This window comes from Cellulomonas sp. JZ18 (genome assembly GCF_009720485.1).
In the GTDB taxonomy this organism is placed as follows: Bacteria; Actinomycetota; Actinomycetes; order Actinomycetales; family Cellulomonadaceae; genus Cellulomonas.
Genome location: NZ_CP045245.1, coordinates 1,152,650 through 1,170,819, shown reverse-complemented (window position 1 = coordinate 1,170,819; position 18,170 = coordinate 1,152,650). Strand labels below are relative to the sequence as shown.

15 protein-coding genes and 2 pseudogenes are annotated in these 18,170 nt (G+C 78.6%); 8 read left to right on the top strand and 9 right to left on the bottom strand.

Annotated elements, in window-relative coordinates; genetic code table 11:
- Nucleotides 1–32: 32 nt before the first annotated feature.
- Together GC089_RS19925 and GC089_RS19920 are read left to right on the top strand one after the other, a co-directional pair.
- Nucleotides 33–467, top strand: a pseudogene (locus GC089_RS19925) (zinc-dependent metalloprotease); the annotation flags it as partial.
- 134 nt (nucleotides 468–601) lie between these two features.
- Nucleotides 602–1,546, top strand: a complete 945-nt coding sequence (locus GC089_RS19920; protein ID WP_370514072.1) for a zinc-dependent metalloprotease — start codon at nucleotides 602–604, stop codon at nucleotides 1,544–1,546.
- 10 nt (nucleotides 1,547–1,556) lie between these two features.
- On the opposite strand, the gene GC089_RS05425 is transcribed toward GC089_RS19920, so the two are convergent.
- Complete coding sequence (locus GC089_RS05425) at nucleotides 1,557–2,273, bottom strand: M48 family metallopeptidase (protein WP_155376785.1); 717 nt, start codon at nucleotides 2,271–2,273, stop codon at nucleotides 1,557–1,559.
- A 206-nt stretch (nucleotides 2,274–2,479) separates the two neighbouring features.
- Here GC089_RS05425 and GC089_RS18365 point away from each other — a divergent pair, with 206 nt between their 5' ends.
- Both GC089_RS18365 and GC089_RS05420 read left to right on the top strand, forming a co-directional pair.
- Complete coding sequence (locus GC089_RS18365; RefSeq protein ID WP_196250831.1) at nucleotides 2,480–2,638, top strand: DUF5679 domain-containing protein; 159 nt, start codon at nucleotides 2,480–2,482, stop codon at nucleotides 2,636–2,638.
- Between the two features lie 129 nt (nucleotides 2,639–2,767).
- Nucleotides 2,768–3,817 carry a ThiF family adenylyltransferase gene (locus GC089_RS05420; RefSeq protein ID WP_155376784.1) on the top strand — a complete coding sequence of 350 codons (1,050 nt, stop codon included), beginning with the start codon at nucleotides 2,768–2,770 and terminating at the stop codon, nucleotides 3,815–3,817.
- A 129-nt stretch (nucleotides 3,818–3,946) separates the two neighbouring features.
- Here GC089_RS05420 and GC089_RS05415 read toward each other — a convergent pair whose 3' ends face one another.
- From GC089_RS05415 to GC089_RS05405, 3 genes are all read right to left on the bottom strand, one after another.
- Nucleotides 3,947–4,291 (bottom strand): WhiB family transcriptional regulator, encoded by a 345-nt coding sequence (locus GC089_RS05415; protein ID WP_155376783.1) that lies wholly within the window; start codon nucleotides 4,289–4,291, stop codon nucleotides 3,947–3,949.
- A gap of 147 nt (nucleotides 4,292–4,438) precedes the next feature.
- Complete coding sequence (locus GC089_RS05410) at nucleotides 4,439–4,609, bottom strand: hypothetical protein (RefSeq protein WP_196250830.1); 171 nt, start codon at nucleotides 4,607–4,609, stop codon at nucleotides 4,439–4,441.
- A gap of 191 nt (nucleotides 4,610–4,800) precedes the next feature.
- Nucleotides 4,801–6,852, bottom strand: a complete 2,052-nt coding sequence (locus GC089_RS05405; RefSeq protein WP_155376781.1) for an ATP-dependent DNA helicase UvrD2 — start codon at nucleotides 6,850–6,852, stop codon at nucleotides 4,801–4,803.
- 137 nt (nucleotides 6,853–6,989) lie between these two features.
- On the opposite strand from GC089_RS05405, the gene GC089_RS05400 reads away from it, so the two are divergent.
- The gene (locus GC089_RS05400) at nucleotides 6,990–7,250 is read left to right on the top strand and encodes a mycoredoxin (RefSeq protein WP_155376780.1); all 261 of its coding nucleotides are present in this window, start codon (nucleotides 6,990–6,992) and stop codon (nucleotides 7,248–7,250) included.
- A gap of 60 nt (nucleotides 7,251–7,310) precedes the next feature.
- Here GC089_RS05400 and nudC read toward each other — a convergent pair whose 3' ends face one another.
- Entirely contained in the window at nucleotides 7,311–8,306 is a 996-nt protein-coding gene (gene nudC, locus GC089_RS05395; protein ID WP_155376779.1) for an NAD(+) diphosphatase, read from the bottom strand.
- Nucleotides 8,307–8,470: 164 nt separating this feature from the next.
- Between nudC and GC089_RS05390 the strand changes: the two genes are divergently transcribed.
- Nucleotides 8,471–9,409 (top strand): phosphotransferase, encoded by a 939-nt coding sequence (locus GC089_RS05390; RefSeq protein ID WP_155376778.1) that lies wholly within the window; start codon nucleotides 8,471–8,473, stop codon nucleotides 9,407–9,409.
- Nucleotides 9,410–9,494: 85 nt separating this feature from the next.
- On the opposite strand, the gene GC089_RS05385 is transcribed toward GC089_RS05390, so the two are convergent.
- The 3 genes and pseudogenes from GC089_RS05385 to GC089_RS18880 form a co-directional block, all read right to left on the bottom strand.
- Entirely contained in the window at nucleotides 9,495–12,923 is a 3,429-nt protein-coding gene (locus GC089_RS05385) for a UvrD-helicase domain-containing protein (protein WP_155376777.1), read from the bottom strand.
- A complete protein-coding gene (locus tag GC089_RS18885) occupies nucleotides 12,920–14,986 on the bottom strand; it encodes a PD-(D/E)XK nuclease family protein (protein WP_230685075.1) in 2,067 nt (688 codons plus the stop codon). The genes GC089_RS05385 and GC089_RS18885 overlap by 4 nt, the downstream gene beginning before the upstream one ends.
- A gap of 287 nt (nucleotides 14,987–15,273) precedes the next feature.
- A pseudogene (locus GC089_RS18880) lies at nucleotides 15,274–16,020 on the bottom strand (UvrD-helicase domain-containing protein); the annotation flags it as partial.
- Between the two features lie 269 nt (nucleotides 16,021–16,289).
- Here GC089_RS18880 and GC089_RS05375 point away from each other — a divergent pair.
- Together GC089_RS05375 and GC089_RS05370 are read left to right on the top strand one after the other, a co-directional pair.
- Entirely contained in the window at nucleotides 16,290–17,000 is a 711-nt protein-coding gene (locus GC089_RS05375; RefSeq protein WP_155376776.1) for a TetR/AcrR family transcriptional regulator, read from the top strand.
- A gap of 56 nt (nucleotides 17,001–17,056) precedes the next feature.
- Nucleotides 17,057–17,284 (top strand): DUF3107 domain-containing protein, encoded by a 228-nt coding sequence (locus tag GC089_RS05370; RefSeq protein ID WP_155376775.1) that lies wholly within the window; start codon nucleotides 17,057–17,059, stop codon nucleotides 17,282–17,284.
- Between the two features lie 115 nt (nucleotides 17,285–17,399).
- Here GC089_RS05370 and GC089_RS05365 read toward each other — a convergent pair whose 3' ends face one another.
- Nucleotides 17,400–18,167 carry a ferritin-like fold-containing protein gene (locus tag GC089_RS05365; protein ID WP_155376774.1) on the bottom strand — a complete coding sequence of 256 codons (768 nt, stop codon included), beginning with the start codon at nucleotides 18,165–18,167 and terminating at the stop codon, nucleotides 17,400–17,402.
- Nucleotides 18,168–18,170 lie beyond the last annotated feature (3 nt).

The following is an 18,170-nucleotide window of genomic DNA, read 5'->3' as shown; positions in this document are numbered from 1 at the left end:
TTACGGTGGTGCCCCCGAGCCAGGAGGCCCGCATGAGCCCCGACGTCCCCGCCACGGGCGGTCCCCAGCCGGATCCCGAGCAGTGGGAGCAGGTCCTGCGCGCGATGCTCGGCCCCGCCGCCGACGACGCCATCGCGCAGATGCGGTCCATGGGCGTGGACCCCGCCGCGATGGCCGCCGCGTCCGGGCTGCCCGCGGACCCCGCCGCCCTGCAGGCGGCGATCTCGCAGGTGCAGCGCATGCTGGCGACGTCGGGCGACGAGCCGGTCAACTGGGCGATGGCGCACGACCTGGCGCGCCGGCAGGCCGCGCAGGGCGGGGACCCGTCCCTGTCGCCCGGCCGGACCCGCGAGGTCGTCGACGCGCTCTCCGTCGCCGAGCTGTGGCTCGACGCCGCGACCGCCCTGCCGCCGTCGCCGCACCCGGCGCGCGCCTGGAGCCGTGCCGAGTGGGTCGAGGCGACGCTGCCGACGTGGCGCACGCTCACGGAGCCGGTCGCGGTCTCGCTCGCGGAGGCGCTGGCCGATGCGCTGCGTCCCGCGCTGGGCGAGGGCGACGACGCGCTGGGCCTGCCGGGCGGGCTCCCGGGGGCTTCGGCGGCATGCCCTTCGGCGACCCCGCGCAGCTGCTGCGCGGTCTGGGCTCGGCGGTGTTCGGGCTGCAGGTCGGCCAGGCCGCGGGCACGCTGGCGCGCGAGGTGTTCGGGACGACGGACATCGGCCTGCCGCTGCTCGACCGCCCCGCCCCGGCGCTGGTGCCGACGAACGTCGACGCCTTCGCGGAGGGCCTGGACGCCCCCCTCGAGGAGGTGCGGCTGTACCTGGCGCTGCGCGAGGCCGCTGCGAACCGCCTGTTCGCGCACGTCCCGTGGCTGCGGGCGCACCTGCTCGAGGCGGTCGCCGCGTACGCGCGCGGCATCGAGATCGACGTGGACCAGCTCGAGGAGGCGGTCCGCTCGATCGACCCGACGGACCAGGCCGCACTGCAGGAGGCGCTGTCGGGCGGGGTGTTCGCCCCGCGGACGACACCCGTGCAGGAGGCGGCCCTCGCCCGTCTCGAGACGGCGCTGGCGCTCGTCGAGGGGTGGGTCGACGAGGTCGCGACCGCCGCTGCGGCGCCGCATCTGCCGCACGCCGTGCCCCTGCGGGAGATGGTGCGCCGCCGCCGCGCGGCGGGTGGGCCGGCCGAGCAGACGTTCGCCAGCCTCGTCGGCCTCGAGCTGCGTCCGCGCCGGCTGCGCGACGCCGCCGCGGTGTGGGCGCACCTGGGCGCGACGCGCGGTGTCGACGGCCGGGACGCGATCTGGGCGCACCCGGACCTCGTGCCCACCTCGCAGGACCTCGACGACCCCGCCGGCTACGACGCGCGCCGGCAGGCCGAGGCCGACGGCAGCGCGGACCTGGACCGCGCGCTCGCCGAGATCCTGGACGCCGACGCGCGCGGCGACGCGCAGGGCGGCGGCACCGGGGGCGACGGCACCGGGAACAGCGGCACCGGGAACAGCGGCACCGACGAGCCGCGGGACGACGGGACCTCGCGGGGCTGACCCCTGGCGGTCACCGGCCGCGCGGTACCGCCGTGTCGCCGACGTCGGGCCCGCCCACGGCCGGGTCGGGGGCGTCCTCCCCGTCGACGTCCGCCTCGAGCGCGGCGCCGTCGTCGACCTCCCCGCCGACGGGCTCGTCGTCGCCCGGCTCGTCGTCCGGCCGCGGCTCGCCCGGGCCGTGGTCGTCCGGTGCGCCGTCGCGCAGGAACGCGTACCCCTCCAGGAACCCACGGGCGCGCTGCGTGTGCGGGTACGCGGTCAGCTCCGCCCAGAAGTCGGGGCCGTGACCGGGCTGCAGCAGGTGCGCGAGCTCGTGCAGCAGCACGTAGTCGAGGACCCACCGCGGCATGCCGCGCAGCCGGTCGCTGATGCGGATCGTCCCGTCCGACGGTGTGCAGGACCCCCAGCGTCGACCCTGGTTGGAGGACCACCGGACCGTCGACGGCACGGCCCGCCCGCTCAGGTAGCGCCGCGACAGGTCCTGCGCGCGTGCCAGGAGCTGCGCGTCGGACGGACGCCGGCGCCGCTCCTGCGCGGCCAGCCGCTCCACCATCCGGCCGACCCACTCGCGCTCCTGCGCGCGCGTGAACCGCGCGGGGATGGCGACCACGGTGCGGTCGCCCTCGCGCCACGCGCTCACGGTGCGGACGCGGCGGCGCGAGCGGCGGACCTCCACCGGGGGCGCGGCCGCGCCGCGCGGGTCCGGCGGCTCGGGCGGCGTCGGCATGGACGCACGCTAGCGCCCCGGCACGCGGACGCGGGCCGGGGCCACGCGGGCGGAGGCGTTCACCCGACCGGGACGGCGCGGCGGCGCCGGAGCACGGCGGGGGCGCCACCGCCGCGGTCTACTGTGAGACCCGCACGGTGGCCGTCGACGGTCCGGTGCCCGGGCGGCCCCCGCCGTGCCGGTGACGGAGGACGAGGAGGGACCACATGGCTGAGACCTGGGCGGGCGAGTTCTACTGCGTGAAGTGCAAGGAGAAGCGGGAGGCCGAGGGCGACGTCGTCGTCTCCGAGTCCGGCCGCCGGATGGCCAAGGCGACCTGCCCCGTGTGCGGCACCAAGCTCAACCGCATCCTCGGCAAGGCCTGACCCCGCGGCACCGTTCCGCGTCCACGCTCTCGAGGGCACCGTCGGTCACGGCGGTGCCCTCGGCGCGTCCGGCCCGGACCCTGTGGACGACGCACCGCGTCCGGGGCGGCCTCCTGCGAGGGTGGCGCCGTGACCCGTACCCCGCTCCGCCTGCGCCCCGGGCTGCGCGTGCTGCCCCGTGGGGACGACGCCGTCCAGGTCGGGCTGGACCCCCGCTGGGCCGTCGTCGTCGAGGGGCTCGACCCCGCCGAGGTGGCGCTCTGGTGCTCGGTGGACGACACGACGGACCTCACCTCCCTCACGCGGGCGTCCGCCGTGACGGCCACCGTCGCCGCGCTGCGCACCGCGGGGCTGCTGCGGCCCGACCCGCCCCGTGCCGACGTCGTCCGGGGCCCGACAGCGGGCGACGCCGCGGCGTGGGCGCTGCTGCGCCCGGACGGCGCGGGCGAGTCCGTGGTGCGGGCCCGGGCGGCCGCGGTCGTCGGTGTCGTGGGCCTGGGTGCGACGGGCGCGCAGGTGGCGCGGCTGCTGGCGACGGCCGGCGTCGGCACCCTGCTGCTCGACGACGAGGCGCCCGTGCGCTCCACCGACGTCGCCGCCGGCGCGCACCGCTGGAGCGACGTCGGCGCACCCCGTGCGACCGCCGTGCGCCGCGCCCTGCGCGACGTCGCGCCCGACGTGCGCGTGGACCACGACGCGGAGCCGGACGCCGTCGTCGTGGTGGAGCACGATGCGGCCGACCCGGCACGCGCGGCGATGCTCACGTCGGCGAGCGTGCCGCACCTGTCCGTGGTGGTCCGGGCCGCCGACGCGGTCGTCGGGCCCTGGGTCCGCCCGGGTGACGGCCCCTGCCTGCGCTGCCTGGACCTGCACCGCGCCGACGCCGACCCGGCCTGGCCGCGGGTGCTCGCGGCGGTCGCCGGCCGCCCCGCACGCGGCACTGCCCCGGCGGGCGGCGCGGCGGGCGAGGTCGGTGTGCTCGCGGCCGCCTGCGCGGCGTTGGCGTCCGCGCAGGTCCTCACGATGCTCGCCGGTGCCGTCCCGGCGCTGTGCGGGACGACCGCGGAGATCGGCCTGCCCGACCTCGTGCCGCGGCTGCGCACGTGGTCGCCCCACCCGGACTGCGGCTGCACGAAGCCGCCGGGGGCCGTCCCCGCGGAGCCGGCCCGAGACGGGTGAGCCCGGCCGCGACGGCGGATCGGGGCGGGCGTCGCCGGAGCCGCGCCGGGTGCGCAGGTGGGACGACGACGGGCCCCGTGCGCGGTGCGCACGGGGCCCGTCGTGGGGATGACGGCGACGGACCGCCGGTCAGGCGGCCGCGTCCTTGCGGGGCCGGCCGCGCCCGCGCTTGGTGGGCACGACCACACCGCCGACGAACACCTGACCGCCCCACACCCCCCACGGCTCGGCGCGCTCGACGGCGCCGGCCAGGCAGCCGTCGATGAGCGGGCAGCTGCGGCACAGGGCCTTGGCCCGCTCCACGTCGGCCTGGCGCTCGGCGAACCACAGCTCGGGGTCGTTCGACCGGCACGGGATGAGATCGGCGACCAAGCGGTCGAACTGTCGGTTGTCGTCCGTCGTCGCGGTGCTGCCGGTGGGCCACGGTCCGGATCCGCCGTGGTCCACGGTGTCGAGCAGCGTCGTGAGCCGCACGATGTCCTCCTGGTGTCCTCGCTGGGTGAGCTGTGGTGCGTCGAGGTCGGATCGACGGGCCTGTGCCACCCGGCGAGGTGCCGGAGAGACGAGAAAGGCCGCGGATCCGAGTTCGGACTCCGCGGCCGTCGCGTACGCGTACGGGGTCTACGGAGTCCTGCGGTGCAGATCGATGCCGGACGTGGCGGTGCGCCGACGGCGGGCAGGCGTCCCGGCGGTGGGCACACGGCCCCCACGGAAGGTCTCGGTGGTGGGCGCGAGCGACCGCACGTACGTCTGCTGCGCGACGGCGATGCCGGTCATCGTCATGCTCTCCATCTCTGCACCCACCTCCTTCCGGATCAGGTCCCGCCTCTTCGGCAGCACCTCGCGAACAAGGACGGGGACCACCCTAGGGGCCCTGCGAGCAGGGTCACAAGGAATTAACGACGATCTCGGGAAGCAGTTCATCCGGGCGTCTGCGACCGCCCCCACCGGCGTGGTGCGGGGCCGCCGCGGACCGCCCGTGATCAGACGCGGGGCCGCCTCGCGCGCCCCGCGACGACGTCCTCACCGGCGACGACGCGCAGCAGCTCGGCGCCGTACTCGCGCAGCCGCGTCTGCCCGAGGCCGTGGACCCGCTGCAGCTCCGCCGGCCCCGTCGGCACCGCCGCGGCGACCGCCTCGAGCGCGACGTCGGGCATCACCCGGAAGGCCGGCACGCCGCGCTCGGCCGCCACCCGCGCCCGCCAGGCCCGCAGCCGGTCGAGGACGGCCGCGTCGGGCTCGCCGTCCCCGCGGCGGGCGCCCGCGTCCCCCGCCACCCACGCGCGCACGCCCGCGGCCGTCGCACGCGCGCCACGTCCGCCCTCGCCCGCCCACAGACCGTCGAGGAAGCGGGAGCGGCGCCGCGTGGCTCGCGACCCGGGGGTGCGGGCGGCGGCGTAGGAGAGCTCGAGGTGCCGGCGTGCGCGGGTGACGCCGACGTACAGCAGCCGGCGCTCCTCGGCCACGGCCGCGTCGGTCTGCGCGAGCGAGATCGGCAGGAGGCCGTCGCTCAGCCCGACGAGGAAGACGGCGTCCCACTCCAGCCCCTTGGCGGCGTGCAGCGACGCGAGCGTCACCCCGTCGACGGTCGGCGCGTGCTGCGCGGCGGCGCGCTCGTCGAGCTCGGCGACGAGGTCGACCATCGTCGCCCCCTCGCGCGCGGCGGCGAGGTCGTCGGCGAGCCCGACGAGCGCCTGCATGGCGTCCCAGCGCTCGCGCGCGGCACCGCGGGCCGCCGGCGGCTCGGGCGACCACCCCGCCGAGCGCAGGACGTCCCGAGCCGCCTCGCCGAGCGGCACGTCGGGGTCGGCGGCACGAGCCCCGCCGCGCAGCAGCACGAGCGCGTCGCGCACGTCGCGGCGCGAGAAGAACCGCTCGCCGCCACGCACCTGGTAGCCGACGCCGGCGGCCGCGAGCGCCTGCTCGAGGGCCTCGGCCTGCACGTTGGTGCGGTACAGCACGGCGATCTCGCTCGCCGGCACGCCGGACGCGATCAGCCGGGCGGCCCGTGCCGCCACGCCGGCGGCCTCCGCCTCGTCGTCGTCGTACGCCGTGAACCGGACGGGCGGACCGTCCGGCTGCTGGGCGACCAGGTGCAGCGGGGCGGGGTCCCCCGGGCGGCGCGTGGCGGTCAGCACGCGGTTCGCGAGGCCGACGACCTGCGGCGTGGAGCGGTAGTCCCGCACCAGGCGCACGACCGTCGCCCGCGGGTGCCGGCGCGTGAAGGTGAGCAGGTGGTGCGGCGTCGCCCCGGCGAAGGAGTAGATGGTCTGGCTCGGGTCGCCCACGACGCACAGGTCGTGGCGGCCGCCCAGCCACTGCTCCAGCAGGTGCTGCTGCAGCGGGCTGACGTCCTGGTACTCGTCGACGACGAGGTGCCGGTACTGGGCTCGCACCTCCTCGGCGATCTCCCCGCGCTGGCCCAGCATCGCGGCGAGCAGCAGCAGGACGTCCTCGAAGTCGATGACGCCGCGCTCCGCCTTGACGTCCTCGTAGGCCGTGAGCAGGCGCGCCACCACCTGCGGGTCCTGACCGGCCGGGGCGGGGCGCCGGACGACCTCGGCCGCACGCTGGTAGTCGTCCGCCGTGACGAGCGAGACCTTGGCCCACTCGATCTCGGACGACACGTCCCGCACCGACACGCGGTCGAGGGTGACGCCGACGCGACGGCCCGCCTCGGCGACCAGCGGGGCCTTCTGCTCGAGCAGCCGCGGCGGCGCGCCGCCCACGACCCGGGGCCAGAAGTGCCCGAGCTGGCGCAGCGCGGCCGCGTGGAACGTGCGCGCCTGGACACCGGAGGCACCCAGGTCGCGCAGCCGCACGCGCATCTCCCCCGCGGCGCGCGCGGTGAACGTCACGGCGAGCACCGACGCCGGGCGGTACACGCCGGTGCGCACGCCGTACGCGATGCGGTGGGTGATGGCACGGGTCTTGCCGGTGCCGGCACCGGCGAGCACGCACACGGGCCCCGTCAGGGCGGTCGCGACCGCGCGCTGCTCGGGGTCCAGCGCGTCGAGGAGGGCGTCGGCGGACATCGTCCCCAGTGTCGCAGCCGCCACCGACAGGGTCCGCGCGCCCGCGCCTGCCCCCGGCGCCGCCGGTCGCTACGCCGCGCGCGAACGGCCCGGCCGCGGCGCGGTCCCCGTCGGTGACGCGTGGCAGGGTTGCCGTCATGACGCAGACGACCCCTGCCCCGGGCACCGTGACGATGTACTCCACGACCTGGTGCGGCTACTGCCACCGGCTGAGGACGCAGATGGACTCCGCCGGCATCGCGTACGACGTCGTCGACATCGAGCAGCAGCCCGACGCCGCCGCGTTCGTCGAGTCCGTGAACGGCGGCAACCAGACCGTGCCGACCGTCGTGTTCCCCGACGGCTCCGCCGCCACCAACCCGTCGCTGGCCGAGGTCAAGGCGCGCCTGGGGCTCTGACGGCACGGGCCGCGCCCGGCGCCGGCCCGCCCCGCGCCGCCGCGGCCCGTCCCGGCGCCGTCAGTCCGGGAACGGGCGGCCGAACCACTCCTCGACGAGCGCCCGCGCGATCGACGCGCGTCCCGGCAGCAGCACGCTGCCCTCGTCGACCGCGCGGGCCAGCTCCTCGCGGCTGAACCAGCGCGCCGCGGCCATCTCCTGTCCGTCCACCGTCACCTCGGTGCGGACGGCGTGCGCCCGGTAGCCGAGCATGAGCGACGCCGGGAACGGCCACGGCTGGCTGCCCCGGTACTCGACGCGGTCGACGACGACGTCCGTCTCCTCGCGCACCTCGCGGCGCACCGCCTGCTCGGCGGACTCGCCGGCCTCGACGAAGCCCGCGAGCGTGGACCAGCGCCCCTCCGGCCACGCCGCGGCGTGACCGAGCAGCAGCCGGTCGTCGTCGTCGACGACCGCCATGATCACGGCGGGGTCGGTGCGCGGGTAGTGCTCCGAGGCGTCCACGTCGCACACGCGCGACCAGCCCGCCTGCGCCACCCGCGTGGCGGCGCCGCACCGCGGGCAGCGCGGGTGCCGGTCGTGCCACGCGTCCAGGGCCACGGCCGTCGTGGCCAGGCCCGCGTCGCGGGCGTCGAGCGCCGCGCCCACGACCCGCAGGGAGCGCCACCCGTCGCCGGCCGCTCCCGCGGACGCGACCCGGGCCGCGTGCACCGCCGCGTCCGCGGGTCCCGGACGGGTCGCCGGCGGCGTGCGGTCCGGCAGGCGCAGCGCGAGCACCCGCGTGCCGTCGTCGTCGGCGCCCAGCAGCAGCCAGGCGTCGTCCGGCGCGCCGCCCTCCCCGAGCACCGCGCGCGCCTCGGTGCGCGCCTCGTCCGGGGTGTACCAGCGGACGCGGTCCGGGCCCTGCGTGCGCACCCCGCCGTCGTGCACGACGAGCACGCGCGTGCCCGCGTCCGCGAGTGCGGCGGGCAGCACGTCGGGGTCCTCGCGCAGGAGGGCGGCACGGTCGGTGCGGCTGCGGGCGAGGGGGAGGTCGGCGAGGAGGTCGGGCGTCACGCCGTCACGCTACGCGCGGCCCCGCACGGCTGCCCGCCCCGCGGCGGGCCCCCGCGGCACGCGTGCGCAGCCCCGCCCTCCGGGTCCACCGGGGACGAAACGGACCGCCAACACGCCCGGGCGGCACCGCGGCCGGGACGCCCGGCCCGCCTACGCTGGCGGGCGTGACCCGTTCGCCCCTCGCCCTCGCCGCCCTCGCGACCGTCGCGATCCCCGGGCTCGACGCGTACGACGTGCGCCGGCCCGGCGTGGCGGGCGCCGACTTCGACGTCGCCGTGGTCGTGGACTCGGTGCGCCGGCGCTGGGTCGTGCGCGCGCCGCAGAACGCCGCCGCCGGTGCGGCCCTCGAGGCGGAGGTCGCGCTGCTCGAGGCGCTCGCGCCGCACGTCGACGAGGGACGTCTGCCGTTCGCCGTGCCGCGCCCCGCCGGGTTCGCGCACCTGCCCGAGGGCGGGCGGGCCTGCGTGCACCGGGAGGTGGCGGGTCAGCCCCTGCGGCTCGAGACGCTGCGGCCCGGTCCCGGTCTCGCGGCGTCCGTCGGACGCGCCCTCGCGGCCGTGCACGAGCTGCCCACGGCGATCGTCGAGGACGCGGGCCTGCCGGTGTACGACGCGGGGGGCTACCGCGAGCGGCGGCAGGCCGAGGTCGACGAGGCCGCGCGGACCGGCCTGGTGCCGCCGACGCTGCTGCGTCGCTGGGAGGAGCAGCTCGAGGACGTCGCGCTGTGGCGCTTCCGGCCGACGGTCGTGCACGGGGACCTCACGAGCGCGCACGTGCTCGTCGCCGACGGCGCGGTGGCGGGGGTCCTCGACTGGGGCAGCGCCATGGTCGCCGACCCCGCGGACGACCTGTCGTGGCTGCTGGTGGCGGCGCCGCAGGACGCGGTCGAGTCCATCCTCGAGGCGTACCTGCTGCGCCGGACCGAGCTGACCGACCCGCACCTCGCCGACCGGGCGATGCTCGCGGGCGAGCTGGCCCTCGCGCGCTGGCTGCTGCACGGCGTGCGCTCCGGACGCCAGGACGTCGTCGACGACGCCGTGGGCATGCTGCACGACCTCGACCAGCACACGCGCGTGGAGGACGAGGCCGCCGCGGCGCTGTGACGGCCGCTCGGGCCCTGGCGCCGTGACGGTCGCTCAGGACCCGGCGTGGTGGCGGCTGCTCAGGACCTGACGCGGGGACGGCTGCTCAGGCCGTGGCGACGGGAGCGGCCGCCGCGAGCAGCGCGGCGATCTCGTCCTCCTCGGGCAGGCGGTCCGGCGTGACCGTGACGCCGGCCCCGACGTAGCAGAAGGCCGCCCGCACGAGCCCGGGGTCGGTGCCCGTCCAGCGGGCCCACGCGAGCCGGTACACGGCGAGCTGGAGCGCGCGCGACTCCCGCTCGGCGCGGTCCGACGGCGGGGCGCCCGTCTTCCAGTCCACGACCACGACGGCCCCGTCCACGCCGGGCCGGTCGGGGTCCGCGAAGACCGCGTCGATGCGCGAGCGCAGCACGTAGCCGCCGATCGTCGTCTCGACGTCGACCTCCACGGCCAGCGGGACCCGGTGGGCCCACGGCGTGCGCAGGAACGCCGCGCGCAGCTCGGCCTGGTCGGCGTCCACGGGCAGCGAGTCGTCGTCCGCGCCGGGCAGGTCGTCGAGGTCGACCAGGGTCGCACGCCCGTACCACGCCTCGACCCAGGCGTGGAACGCGGTGCCGCGGCGGGCCTGGCGGGACGGTTCGCGCGGCACGGGCCGGCGCAGGCCGAGCGCGAAGGCGTCGCGGTCGGCGTCGAGCCGGACGAGCGAGGACGCCGACAGGTGCGCCGGCAGGGCGACCCGGGCGTCGCCCCGGCGCCGCTCGGCCTGCTCGGCGAGCAGGCGGTCGGCCAGGGCGTCCCAGTCCTCGCCCTCGGGCCCCGGGTCGTGCTCGGCGCCGCGGTCGCCCCCGGGGGTCGCGGCGTCGGGGGCGTGCGGGCCGCCCGGTGCGTCGGCGAGGGCGTCCAGCACCGCTGCCGCCGCCGCCTCCACGGCCGGTCGGCGCGGCGCGCTCCCGTCCCGTGCGAACGGGTCGGCGGGCCACACGGCGCTCTCCACGAGCGCCGCGCGGGGGTTGGTGGCGTCGGCCGGCGGCTCGTCGGCCCAGGCCGTCACCTCGGCGAGCCCGGCGTCGACGAGCTCGGACAGGAACGGGGAGACGCGTCGCGGCGCCTTCGCGTCCGCCCAGCGCGCGGCGGTCAGCAGCAGCCGGTCACGGGCGCGCGTGACCGCGACGTAGGCGAGGCGGCGCTCCTCGGCCACCTCGTGCTCGCCGGCGTCCCGCGTGAAACGGGTGAGGCGCTCGGCCAGCTCCTTGGCGTCGGCCGCGCCCGCGCACTCGAGGCGGGGCAGGTCGTCGGCGTCGCCCCGCAGGGGGTACGGCAGGACGCCGAGCCCCGTCAGCCAGCCCGAGTCCTTCGGTCCGTCGGGCCCCAGCACCGCGGTCGCCGGCAGGCCGCCGTCGACCATCCCCGCGACCGCGACCGCGTCCCACTCCAGCCCCTTCGCGGCGTGCACGGTCATGAGCTGGACGGCGTCGGGGTCGGGCTCCGTGACGGGCAGCTCGAGGCCGTCCTCGCGGGCGTCCGCGGCCTCGAGCCAGGCGAGCAGCGCACCGAGGCTCGGCCGGTCGGCGCCCCGGGCGAAGTCCGCGACGACGTCGGCGAACGCGTCGAGGTTGGCGCGCGCGCGGCCCGCGTCGACGTCCGGCCGGGCCTGCACCTCGATGTCGAGCCCCAGCAGCCGCTCCGCCTCGTTGACCAGCTCGGGCAGCGACAGGCCCTGGTGGGCGCGGACCGCGCGGAGCACCGCGGCCAGGTCGCGCAGCCGGGCGCGCCCCACGGGCGTGAGGGAGCGGCCGGCAGCGCTGCGCCAGCCCTCGGGCGGCAGGTCGTCGAGGGCGTCGACGAGGCTGCGCTCGTCGACGACGTCCGCCTCGACGCCCGTCGCCCGGGGGTCGCGCCCGTGCGTGCGAGCGCCCTGGCGCGCCCAGTCGCCGAGCGCGTGCAGGTCGGCCGCGCCGAGGCGCGTGCGGGCACCGGTGAGCAGCCGCACGAGGGCGTCGCCGCGCGTGGGGTCGTGCGCCGCCTGCAGCACCGCGACGAGGTCCACGACCTCCGGCGCCGCGAGCAGCCCGCCCAGGCCCACGACCTCGACCGGCAGACCCTCGGCGCGCAGGGCGCGCCGCAGCGGCTCGAACTGCGAGCGCTTGCGGCACAGCACGGCTGCCGTGCGGCGGCCCTCCGGGTGGGACCCGGACCGCCACTGCCCCGCCACGAACGCGGCCACGGTGGCCGCCTCCTCCTCGATCGTCGCGGTCACGGCGGCGAGCACGGTGCCGGCCCCGGCACCGGGTCGCGGGCGCAGCTCCGGCACCTCGACGCGGCCGCCCGCCGCCCGCAGCGGCATGGCCACGAGGTTCGCGGCCGCCAGGACGGCGACGTCGTTGCGCCACGAGGTCGACAGCTCCACGACGTCCGCGGGGCGGCGGCGGGCGCGCGACCCGCGTCCGCCGGGACCGGGCTCGACGACCGGGAACGTCTCGGGGAACCGCGCGAGCCCGCCCGGGCTCGCGCCCCGCCAGCCGTAGATGGACTGGTGCGGGTCCCCCACCGCGGTGACGGGGTGCCCGCCGGAGAACAGCGCCGAGAGCAGCACGAGCTGGGCGTACGACGTGTCCTGGTACTCGTCGAGGAGCACGACGCGGTACCGGGCCCGCTCCCCCGCCCCCACCTCAGGCGCGTCGCGGGCGATGCGCGCCGCGAGCGCGACCTGGTCGCCGAAGTCGAGGGACTCGGCGGCGCGCTTGCGGGCCCGGTACTCCACGACGAGGTCGAGCACGCGCGCACGCTCCCCGAGCGAGGCCACCAGGTCGCGCGCCTTCGCGCGCGGCGCCCGCCGGTCCTCGCCCACCGGCGTGGCGGCGAGGTCGGCCGCCAGCTGCTCGACGCGGGCCCGCGCGTCGGCCGGGTCGAGGAGGTGCTCGTCGAGGGCGCCCGAGAGGGACAGGACGGCGTCGACCACGGTGGACGTCGCGGCCGCCGTCCCGAGGTCGCCCGTCCACGACTCGACCACCTGCGCGGCGAGCTGCCACTGGGCGGCCTCGCCGAGCAGCCGCGCACCCGGCTCGACGCCGAGTCGCAGCGCGTGGTCCGAGACCAGGCTCGCGGCGTAGGCGTGGTACGTCGACACGTGCGGGCGCGCGAGCTCGTCGAGCACGTCCGCACCCGTGGGCAGCGTGACGCCGTCGCGGGCCGCCGCCCGGGCGAGCGCGCGCAGGCGCCGCCGCACGCGCTCCGCGAGCTCGCCCGCCGCCTTGCGCGTGAACGTCAGGCCGAGCACCTGCTCGGGTGCGACCAGGCCGTTCGCGACGAGCCACACGACGCGCCCGGCCATCGTCTCCGTCTTGCCCGAGCCCGCACCCGCGACCACGAGCGACGGCCGCAGCGGCGCCTCGATGACCCGACGCTGCTCCTCGGTGGGCGGGTGCTGGCCCACGAGCCGCGCGATGCGCTCGGCCGACAGCGCCGGCGCGACGGCGGGCTCGGCGCCGGGCTCGGCGTCGGGCGTGCCGACGCGTGCCGCGACGTCCTCGCTCACGCGACCACCTGCCCGCCCTCGGCGCGCAGCGGGCAGGCACGCCGCACCGGGCACCGGTCGCACAGGTCGTTGCCGCGCGCCTCGAACGCCGACGCCGCCATCCGCCCGGCCACCTCGTCGACGAGCACGCGGGCCCAGCTCGGGCCCTCGGTCTCGGGGCCGAGCGAGGCCTGCCGCCGCTCGGTGGGCCTGCCGGAGCCCTGCGAGAGGTAGACGAGGTGCGCGCCGGTGCTCACCGCTCCCTCGGGCAGGCCCGGCACCGCGCCCGCGTCCACCGCGAGCTGGTACGCCCCGAGCTGCGGGTGCTCCGCGGCCTGCGCGGTGGTGGGGACGCGCGAGCCCGTCTTGAGGTCGACCACCCGGACGGCGGGCCGCTGGTCGCCCTCGTCACCCACCCGCCCGACCAGCTCGACCCGGTCCACCGAGCCCCGCACGACCGCACGGTCCGTCTCGAGCGCGAACGGCGCCTCGACCAGCACCGGCTCGCCGGAACCGCGCAGGTACGCCGCGAGACGCTCGACCATCGCGTCGGCACGGCGGCGGGCGGCGACGGCCGGCCAGCCCTCACCGAGGCCGAGCTCCGGCCAGCGCCGGTCCAGCTCCGCGGTGAGCGTCTCGCGGTCGGCCGTCGGGTGCTCCTGCGCGATCGCGTGCACGAGGGTGCCGAGGGACTGCAGCGCCGACGAGGCCGGCGTGCCGCCGGCCGACTCCAGCGCCCAGCGCAGCGTGCAGCGCTGGGCGGTCTCCAGCCGGGACGGCGAGACCGGCACCTTCTCGTCCGCCGCCCACAGCGGCGCCGTGCTCGAGGGCGCCGCGAGCCCGAACCAGGCGTCGGGGTGCGCCCCCGGCACGCCGGCGCGGGCCAGGCGGGCCAGCGTCCGCGCGGCCCGCGGGTCCGGCACGCCGGTGTCCCGGGCGCTGCGCTCCAGCGTCGCGCGCAGCCGCGCGACGAGACCCCGCAGGTCGAGCGGCGCGGGCGCGGACGCGCGGCGCGGGTCCGGTCCGTCGCCCGGCGGCGGCTGCACGAGGTCGAGGAACGGGGACGGGTTCGTGTCCTGGTCGTCGACCGCCGTCACGAGCAGGTGCGTGCGGGCGCGCGAGCACGCCACCGCGAACGCGCGCAGCTCGTCGGCGAGCACGGCCTCGCGGGCCGCGGCGCCGGCCTCGGCACCCGGTGCCGTCGCCGCGGTACGCCCCGCCACGACGTCCGCGAGCGCCTGCGCCCCCAGCAGCGAGTCCCGCAGGCGCAGGTCCGGCCAGGCGCCGTCCTGCACGCCGACGACGGCGACGACGTCCCACGCGCGCCCGGCCGCACCGGCGGGCGTCAGCACGCTCACGCCGGCCGCGCGCGAGCTCGGCGCGAGGGAGTCCGCGGGGAGGTCCTGCGCGAGCACCCAGTCCACGAACGTGCGCGGCGCGGCCTGCGGGTTGCGGTCGACGAAGGTCTCCGCCGCCTTGAACAGCGCGAGCACCGCGTCCAGGTCGCGGTCCGCCCGCTCACCGGCGGCCCCACCCGCGAGCGCGACGCGCCGCCACGGCTCCGCGAGCCCCGCACGGTCCCACACCGCCCACAGCACCGACTCGACGTCGCTGCCCGGCTCCGCGGCGGCCGTCCGTCCGGCCTCGAGCACCGCCGCGAGGCGCTCGACCGGTCGCGCGACGTGCGGGGGGAGGGTCGCCGCACGGCCGGGCGCCTCGAGCACCTCGACGAGCAGGGCGTCGCTCGAGCGGCCCCCGCCACCGGCCAGCTCCTCCGCGCGCAGCGCACGCCGCACGCGGCGCAGGCCCACCGTGTCGAGCCCGCCGAGCGGCGAGCAGGCGAGCCGGGCGGCCGTCTCGGCGTCCAGCGGCTCGCCGACGGCGACCCGCACCGCGTCGAGCAGCGGACGCACCGCGGGCTCCTCGCGCAGCGGCACGTCGGAGCCGACGACCCGCACCGGGACGCCCGCCTGCGCGAGCGCACGGCGCAGCACGGTGACCCGCGCGCCGGACCGGGCGACCACCGCCATCTCGTCCCACGGCACGCCGCGCCGCAGGTGGGCGGTCCGCAGCTCGTGGGCCACCCACGCGGCCTCCTGGGCGCCGCTCGGCAGCACCGCGACGCGGGGGCCGGGCCGTCCGGGGCGCCGGCCGGCGCCGTGGCCCGCCGGTGCGCGGCCGTCCCGACGGCGCCGATCCGCTCCGTCACGCGGGCGGTCACGGCCCGCAGGGCGGGCGTCTGCCGCCAGACGGTGGGCAGCACGACGTGGTCCGCGCCCAGCTCACCCGTCCCCGTGCCGTCCACCGTCGCCCGCGCCACGAGCGCGGGGTCCGCGCCCCGGAACGTCTGCACGGCCACGTCCGGGTCGCCGAGCAGCAGCAGCCGCGCGCCGCGGTCCGCGAACGCGCGCAGCAGGCGCGCGGTGGCGGCGGTGCTCTCCTGGTGGTCGTCGACCACGACGAGCGCGCGCTGGGGGCACCGCACGCCGGGCACCTCGTCGTCCCAGCCGCGCAGCGCGGCGACGGCGGCGTCGACGACGACCGCCGGGTCGAGCCGCTCGCCCGCGTCGGGCGTCGCGGCCGCGAGCGCCATGACGTCGAGGTACTCCGCGTACACGGCCGCCGCCGCCACCCAGGCGGGTCGTCCGTGCCGACGACCGAGCGCGGCCAGGTCGGCCGGCGCGAGGCCGCGCTCAGCCGCGCGCATGAGCAGGTCGCGCAGCTCGTCGCGGAACGCCCGCGCCGTGCGCGCCTCGGCCGGCACGCCCGCGGGCCACGCCGGACCCGCCACCTCGCCGGACGCGTGCCCGGCGAGCAGCTCCGCGAGCGCGAGGTCCTGCTCGGGACCGGAGACCAGCACGGGCGGCGGCTCCCCCAGCGCACCGGCGCGCGCCCGCAGGACCGCGAACGCGACGGCCGCGGGCGTCTGCACGAGCGGGCGGCCGGCGGTCCGTCCCAGGCGCACCGCGAGCCGGTCCCGCAGCTCGCCGGCACCGCGGCGCGTGGCGGCCAGCACGAGCACGTCGTCGGGGGCGAGCCCGGACTCCACCGCCGCGGCCGCCGCCTCGAGCGCGACCGTGGTCCGCCCCGTCCCGGGCGAGCCCGTCACGAGCAGCACGCGGTCCCGCCCCGCCGCGACCCGGTCGACCACGGCGCGCTGCACCTCGTCCAGCACGGGCACGACGGCGCCGGCCGCGCGGGCGCGCACGGTCGGCGGCGGCAGCAGGCGCGTGGTGGCGGCGGTCGTCACGGGCCCGATCCCACCACGAGCCACCGACAGGACCGCGCACGCCGCCCGCGCGCCCGGGCCGTCGTGCACCGCCCGGCACCCTCGTGCGGTCGTGGACGTCCCGGAACGCCCGGGTACGCGTCAGTACCATCGCCGCCATGACCGAGCCCCGGGACCTGCCGGACGGTGCGGGCGCCGCGCACCGGCCCCCCGGCGTGCCGCGCCCGCGCGCGGCCCGTGGCACGCGGATGTCGCGCACCGACCGACGCCGGCAGCTGCTCGACGTCGCCCGCGACCTGTTCGCGTCCGAGGGGTTCCACCACGTGTCGATGGACGACATCGCGGACCGGGCCGAGGTGAGCAAGCCGGTCCTCTACCGGCACTTCCCGTCCAAGCTCGACCTGTACCTCGCCGTCGTCGACGCGCAGGGCGCGGACCTGCTCGCCGCGGTCGAGCGGGCCGTGGCGCCGATCGAGGCCGGGCCGGTCGTGCGGGGCGCCGGCCGCGACGTCGTCGCCGCCATCGTCCAGGCCTACCTGGCGTTCGTGCAGGTCGCGGGCGAGTCCTCCACCCTGCTGTTCGAGTCCGACGTCACCCACGACGCCCAGGTCCGCACCCGCGTCCAGCACGCGACCGCGGAGACGACGCGGCGGATCGCCGAGGTCCTCGCGCAGGTGACGGGGCGCGGGCCGGCCGACGCGGACGTGCTCGCGGCGGCGCTCGTCGCGACGGCCCAGGGCGCGGCGACGTACTGGCTGCGCCACCGTCCGGAGAGCGACACCGGCCGCGTCGTCGACCTGGTGTCCGACCTCGCGTGGCGCGGGGTCGCGGGGCTCGTCCGGCCGGACTTCGTGTACGAGGACGCCTAGGATCGAGCCCGACCCCCGCCACCCGCGGCGGGACCCCGGCGTTCGGAGGAGTACCCGTGGAGATCACGATCGGCGTGCAGAACCTGCCGCGCGAGATCACGCTCGAGTCGGACAGGGGCGCCGACGAGATCGCCGCCCTCGTGCAGGACGCGCTGACCGGCTCGTCGACGACGCTCGAGCTGACCGACACCCGCGGCCGGCGCGTGATCGTGCCGTCCGCCGCGCTCGGCTACGTCGAGATCGGCGTGGAGACCAAGGGGCGGGTCGGCTTCGGCACCCTCTGACGCGCACGACGGCACGACGCCCCGGTGGCAGGACCGCCGGGGCGTCCGCGCGTCCGGACCGTGCCGCGCGCCGGGCCGACCCCCGCAGCTCCTCGGCCGGCGCCGGCCGAGGAGCTCAGGCGGTCAGGTGCAGGCGCGACATGCGCCGGGTGTGCTCGGCCGTCAGCTCGTTGAAGACCGTGGCGGGCACCTCCTGCTCGGCGGCCACCTCCGCGCGGTCGAGCACGCGTGCGACCTCGGGCCGCTGCACGAGCCGCTGCACGACGCCGAGCGCCTCGCCCACCAGGCGCCGGCCCCACAGCGCGAGCCGCGCCGAGAGCACCGTGTCCTGGGCGCACGCCGCGTCGAGCTCGCGCACCGCCAGCTCGGCGTGGGACGCGTCGCCGAGCGCCTCCGCGACGAGCTCGCGCGAGCGCGGGTCGAGCCCGCGGGCGACGAGCCGGCAGAAGTCGTCGGCGACGCCGTACCCGACGTAGGCCTTGAGCAGCCGCTCCGACCAGGAGGTCGGCGGCGTGCGGGCGTCGAAGTCGTCGAGGACCCGGTCGAACCGGCCGAGCGCGGCGACGGGGTCGCCGTCCAGCTCCGCGATGCGAGCGAGGACGCGGTCGCGGCGCTCGCCGCAGCGCGCCGCGAGCCGGCTGAGCGCGAGCGACTGCTCGAGGTCGGGGGCCTGCGCGCTGTCGGCCGCGAGCCGCGCGAACGCCTGGTGCTCGAGCGCGGCGACGAGGCCGAGCACCTCGACCGCGTCGGCCGTGTCGGGCGTCGGGCCGGCCGGCACGTCGGCGGGCGCGCCGGCGCCCTTGCCGGGGGCCCGGTTCGACGAGCGCTCGGCCGACGGGGCGTCGGACGGCACGGGGGCGGCGTTGCCGGCGTCGGAGGTCATCCG

Bases quoted from the DNA above. Each gene is read 5' to 3' on its own strand.
- GC089_RS05405 (WP_155376781.1), bottom strand. From the start codon at position 6,852: ATGTCCGCCGACGCCCTCCTCGACGCGCTGGACCCCGAGCAGCGCGCG.
- GC089_RS05375 (WP_155376776.1), top strand. From the start codon at position 16,290: ATGACCGAGCCCCGGGACCTGCCGGACGGTGCGGGCGCCGCGCACCGG.
- GC089_RS05365 (WP_155376774.1), bottom strand. From the start codon at position 18,167: ATGACCTCCGACGCCGGCAACGCCGCCCCCGTGCCGTCCGACGCCCCG.
- GC089_RS05410 (WP_196250830.1), bottom strand. From the start codon at position 4,609: ATGGAGAGCATGACGATGACCGGCATCGCCGTCGCGCAGCAGACGTAC.
- GC089_RS05400 (WP_155376780.1), top strand. From the start codon at position 6,990: ATGACGCAGACGACCCCTGCCCCGGGCACCGTGACGATGTACTCCACG.
- GC089_RS05425 (WP_155376785.1), bottom strand. From the start codon at position 2,273: ATGCCGACGCCGCCCGAGCCGCCGGACCCGCGCGGCGCGGCCGCGCCC.
- GC089_RS18365 (WP_196250831.1), top strand. From the start codon at position 2,480: ATGGCTGAGACCTGGGCGGGCGAGTTCTACTGCGTGAAGTGCAAGGAG.
- GC089_RS19920 (WP_370514072.1), top strand. From the start codon at position 602: ATGCCCTTCGGCGACCCCGCGCAGCTGCTGCGCGGTCTGGGCTCGGCG.